The sequence below is a fragment of the Sulfuricurvum sp. RIFOXYD12_FULL_44_77 genome, assembly GCF_001830725.1.
GTDB lineage: Bacteria > Campylobacterota > Campylobacteria > Campylobacterales > Sulfurimonadaceae > Sulfuricurvum > Sulfuricurvum kujiense_A.
Genome location: NZ_MIBU01000261.1, coordinates 1 through 4,445 on the forward strand (window position 1 = coordinate 1; position 4,445 = coordinate 4,445).

The 4,445-nt window shown below is 47.4% G+C and carries 5 protein-coding genes and 1 pseudogene; all 6 read right to left on the reverse strand.

The window, feature by feature from the left end:
* Positions 1–77: 77 nt before the first annotated feature.
* On the reverse strand, positions 78–731 hold the full coding sequence (locus A2517_RS09355; RefSeq protein ID WP_294896374.1) for a methyltransferase domain-containing protein: 654 nt from the start codon (positions 729–731) through the stop codon (positions 78–80).
* A 12-nt stretch (positions 732–743) separates the two neighbouring features.
* On the reverse strand, positions 744–929 hold the full coding sequence (locus A2517_RS09360; protein ID WP_294896376.1) for a hypothetical protein: 186 nt from the start codon (positions 927–929) through the stop codon (positions 744–746).
* Between the two features lie 95 nt (positions 930–1,024).
* Complete coding sequence (locus A2517_RS09365) at positions 1,025–1,243, reverse strand: cold-shock protein (RefSeq protein ID WP_294896378.1); 219 nt, start codon at positions 1,241–1,243, stop codon at positions 1,025–1,027.
* Positions 1,244–1,433: 190 nt separating this feature from the next.
* Positions 1,434–3,062, reverse strand: coding sequence for a DNA polymerase III subunit gamma/tau (locus tag A2517_RS09370; RefSeq protein WP_294896380.1), 1,629 nt, complete (start codon positions 3,060–3,062; stop codon positions 1,434–1,436).
* Between the two features lie 111 nt (positions 3,063–3,173).
* Entirely contained in the window at positions 3,174–3,923 is a 750-nt protein-coding gene (gene murI / locus A2517_RS09375) for a glutamate racemase (RefSeq protein ID WP_294896381.1), read from the reverse strand.
* 1 nt (position 3,924) lies between these two features.
* A pseudogene (locus A2517_RS09380) lies at positions 3,925–4,445 on the reverse strand (transcription termination factor Rho); the annotation flags it as partial.

The window sequence follows — 4,445 nt, forward strand, 5'->3', positions numbered from 1 at the left end:
TCGATTTGTTTGTGTAAGAACATAGTTACCTCGTAATGGTTAAGTACGAAAGGGTAGCACAGGAGAGTTAAAAATTTCTAACGGACATAACGGAGAAGCTGCCCTTTAAAGGCTTGGGTAAGATAGGTAGTATTCAGCGGTTTGCTTTGGGTATGGGAGAAATCGAGGGTGACCATTTTTTTACTGAAATGGGAGTGGTTTCCGCGCCCCGGATCGACAATGATCACTTCGCAATGTTGTTTAGTATGGCGATCGATAAATCCCGCTAAAAGGTTGATATGGTCTCTCTCATAGAGGAGATCACTTCCGATGATAAGATCGAACTCACCCAGAGTATCGTCAAAATCTCCCCATCCGGTTCGGGTAAACGGGATAAGTTTGTCGTTATTGATACGGACATTTACGTCCATAAAGCGTTCGGCTTCGGGGTGGTAATCGGTGGCAGTGATATCGGCCGCTCGGTGATTGAGAACGAGGCTAGCCAGGCCGATGCCGCAGCCTACCTCTAAAATCCGTTTTCCCGCAATATCAAAATCGCTCATCAGATGGGCTAGAATTTTGCTCGAATCCCAAATCACCCCAAACAGCGGCCATGAGGCTGAGGATATTCCGAGGTTGTGTGCCATATCGTCGGTATCGTAATATTGTTGGGTATCTCTGAGGGTTCGGACGTGGATGTCGGTGTTAATAAATTCGAGGGTTTGATAACGGAATCGTAAGGAGGAAGACATAATACCTTGCGCTTATGCGCGAAGGTTTAGCCACGAGGGAGGATTATCGAAACTGAGTTCACTTTCGTGCCAGTCGGTTTTTTCACTGTTGCGGGCGTGGAGTTGACCGCCGATAAGGGTATATTGGAGCCCTGTTACATTGCTGGTAAGTTTTTTACCCTCTTTTAACGCATCTAAAACGGCTTCTCTGCTTTCCATAGTGGTCCTTTTAAATCGGCTTGGAAAAACACCTAATAGTGTCTTAGTAAAATGATTTAGGGAAGATGGGCAGAAAAAATCTGCCCAAGAGGAAGTTACAGAGCTGTAACGTTTTCTGCTTGTGGACCTTTGTCACCTTGACCTACTGTGTAAGTCACTTTTTGACCTTCGTCAAGAGAAACACGGCCATAACCAGTGCTGTTAATTTGACGGAAATGTACGAATACATCTTTCCCGCCGTTATCTTGTTGGATAAATCCAAAACCTTTTTCGCTGTTGAACCATTTAACGGTTCCGTTTAGTACGTCTGCCATAGTAAACCCTTTGTTTTAAAAATACACTTCGTTGCCGAGGTGGTCGAAAATATAAAGTGGAGTATTCTTATGGTAGATCGTACTGTTAACTAAAAGGTCTTCAATAAAAAACAAACCAAAGATGAAACTCTAAATCATCTTTCAATGGAAATATTATACCTGAAAAAAAACTTAATAGCAAGGAAAGTAATTATACTTTAGATTGTACGGTAATTTTCGTCGCTTCGAACAGCTCTGCCGCTTTTTGGATCATAGGCTCTTTGAGGACATCGCTGCCGTCAAACTCTTTGACACTGGTTTCATCACACGCGCTGACACAGCTCCCGACCCCTATTTCGGCATCTTCGACCATTGAAGCGGGTTCAGGAATACTCTCTTCTTCGGGTAATACGATTTCTGTATTGGGAGGGGTTGGTTCCTCTGCAGATTTCGTACACCCTTGGGATTTGATCTGCGTATCGATGCCGTAAATCTCTCGGACAAACTGGCGGATGATCCCGAAACTGTTTTTGAGGAGCTCTTTATCTTCACCCTCGGCACAGCTCTCCCACGTCAGGGTCTCATTCTCAAAGGAGAGGAACGTGACATTGTTCTTAAAAGATATTCCCAACTCGGAACTTCGGTCACTGATCCTCTCACACAGCTGCTCGAAAGAAGATTTTACCGCAGGGGGAGTCGGGGTGACATGAATACTCGGTGTTTCACTCACACTGGCCGCAGCAGGGGGAGAAGTTTTTGTCGGCACATGGGAAATTCGTGATTCAAGAGATTCGATCATCTCATCGATCTCTTTGATTTTGAGCGCTTCGATCATCTTAAAGAGGATGAGACTGACGACAAATCCACCGTCCGCATTGATCGCGAAAAGGGTTTTGGCATCGCTCAGTATTCGGAAAAATCGCTCGATAACGAGAGGGCTGAAACGGTGATCCCCCTCATACAGACGCTCTTTGAGATAGGCGATCAGTTCATCGACGACCATTTCCGACTCATACGCTTCGAGTTCTTGGAGCATTTGGATCAGGGATGGGCGGTCTTTGGCAAAAATAGCGTCAAAAAGACGGCTAATGTAATCGGGATCGAGAAGTCCCAGCATATCGGCGACGGTTTTGACGTCTACGAACCCTTTGGAGTAGATGATCGCCTGATCCATGAGGGTAAGGGTGTCACGAAGACTTCCCGAACCGCTGCGGGCTAAGATATCGAGTGCTTCGGCTTGGTACTCGATGTTCTCCAAATGGAGGATATGACTGAGATGGTGGACGATGTTGGGGTGGCTGATCCGTTTGAAGCGAAAATGCTGCGTTCGGCTCAAAATGGTCGGGGGGAGTTTAAGCGGATCGGTCGTCGCTAAAATAAATTTGACATATTCAGGCGGCTCTTCGAGGGTTTTAAGGAGGGCATTATGTGCCTCTTTCGTGAGCATATGCACTTCGTCGATAATAAAGATTTTAAAATTGCCACTCGCAGGGCGGTATTTGGTGTGTTCAATCAGATCGCGGATATCGTCGATCTTGCGGCTGGAAGCGGCATCCATCTCGATGATGTCGATATGACGCCCCTCGTTTGCCATGACGCAGTGGCTGCAGACGTCACACGGTGCGGAAGTAGGGCCGTTTTCACAGATGAGCGATTTAGCAAAAATCCGAGCGGTCGACGTTTTCCCCGATCCGCGCAAACCTGAGAAAAGATAGGCGTGAGAGAGGCGTTTGGAATCGAGTGCGAGGGAGAGGGTTTGGGAGATGCTCTCTTGTCCGATAAGCTCTTCGAAACGTCGGGGACGGTATTTGAGTGCTAATACCTCAGAATTTTGAGCCATATGTTCTCCTTCTTTTTAGCTAGGTATGCGGATGCAAATCTGCCCCAAAGGAGCAAGCTTTAGTGCCTTAGCGGCAAGCGTAGCGAAGCGGGGCTTTGCTCCGCTTGCGTTCTAATCTAATAAGAGCCACTCTTTGGCGACACGGCGAAGCCCTTCGGGATTTTCAGAAGCGAAAAATTTGAGGCTGGTCTCCTCATATCGTTTCGTAAAGTTGTAATGGCTCTCCAAATATTCGACGATCGCTTCGCCGGAGTGGATCAGGGTGCTTTTTCCTTCGAAATAGCCGTCAATCGCTTGTGCAACGAGGGGGAAGTGGGTACATCCGAGGATGATCGCATCGGGTGTTTTTTCGAGTGAACCGAAATAATGGTGCAATGCACTTTGGAGCACTTCCCCCTCATAGAGTCCCTCTTCGACAATAGGAACCAGCAGTGATGTTGCGATAGCACTGAGATTTTTGTATCCTAATTCGTGCAGTTTTTTTTCATAGGCTCCCGATTTGACGGTCGCTTTGGTTCCTAAGATGAGGATATTGGCATCGGCATCGCCAATAGCGTTTTTGAGTGCCAAAACCCCCGGATCGACCACTCCGATAACGTCACAATCGCTGTGTTCTCTCATCTCATCGAGAGCATAGGCACTGACGGTATTACAGGCGGTGATCAGGAGGTCGATTTCAAAGTTTTTGAAAAATTCGAGGGCTTCGAGGGAGTAGCGGATGATGGTATTTTGATCTTTGACGCCGTAGGGGACGCGGGCGGTATCGCCGAAGTAGATAATCTCTTCAAAGAGTTTATGCTCCAACAGCGATTTTACGACGCTCAGTCCTCCAACACCGCTGTCAAAGACTCCGACTCTCATCTTATTTAGTCGACTCGTTCATGCTATCCAAAAACTCGATATTGGACTTGCTTTTGAGCATGGTACTGTAGAGGAAGCGGAGTGCTTCCACTTCGTCCTCTTGTTTGTGCAACATCGAGCGAAGGACAAATACTTTTTGCAATACATCCGGTCCGAGGAGAAGCTCCTCTTTACGGGTTCCCGATTTGAGAATATCGATCGCAGGGAAGATACGGCGATCGGAGATTTTACGGCTGAGGACAATCTCGGAGTTACCGGTCCCTTTGAACTCTTCGAAAATAACTTCGTCCATTCGGCTTCCCGTATCGACAAGGGCCGTGGCGATAATGGTGAGACTTCCGCCGTTTTCGATGTTACGTGCTGCACCGAAAAATCGTTTCGGTTTGTGCAATGCGTTGGCATCGACTCCCCCTGAGAGGACTTTTCCCGAACTCGGTGTTACGGTATTGTAGGCACGAGCAAGTCGGGTGATGGAGTCGAGGAGGATCACGACGTCTTTGCCAAGCTCAACACGTCGTTTTG

Bases quoted from the DNA above. Each gene is read 5' to 3' on its own strand.
- A2517_RS09355 (WP_294896374.1), bottom strand. From the start codon at position 731: ATGTCTTCCTCCTTACGATTCCGTTATCAAACCCTCGAATTTATTAAC.
- A2517_RS09360 (WP_294896376.1), bottom strand. From the start codon at position 929: ATGGAAAGCAGAGAAGCCGTTTTAGATGCGTTAAAAGAGGGTAAAAAA.
- A2517_RS09365 (WP_294896378.1), bottom strand. From the start codon at position 1,243: ATGGCAGACGTACTAAACGGAACCGTTAAATGGTTCAACAGCGAAAAA.
- A2517_RS09370 (WP_294896380.1), bottom strand. From the start codon at position 3,062: ATGGCTCAAAATTCTGAGGTATTAGCACTCAAATACCGTCCCCGACGT.
- murI (WP_294896381.1), bottom strand. From the start codon at position 3,923: ATGAGAGTCGGAGTCTTTGACAGCGGTGTTGGAGGACTGAGCGTCGTA.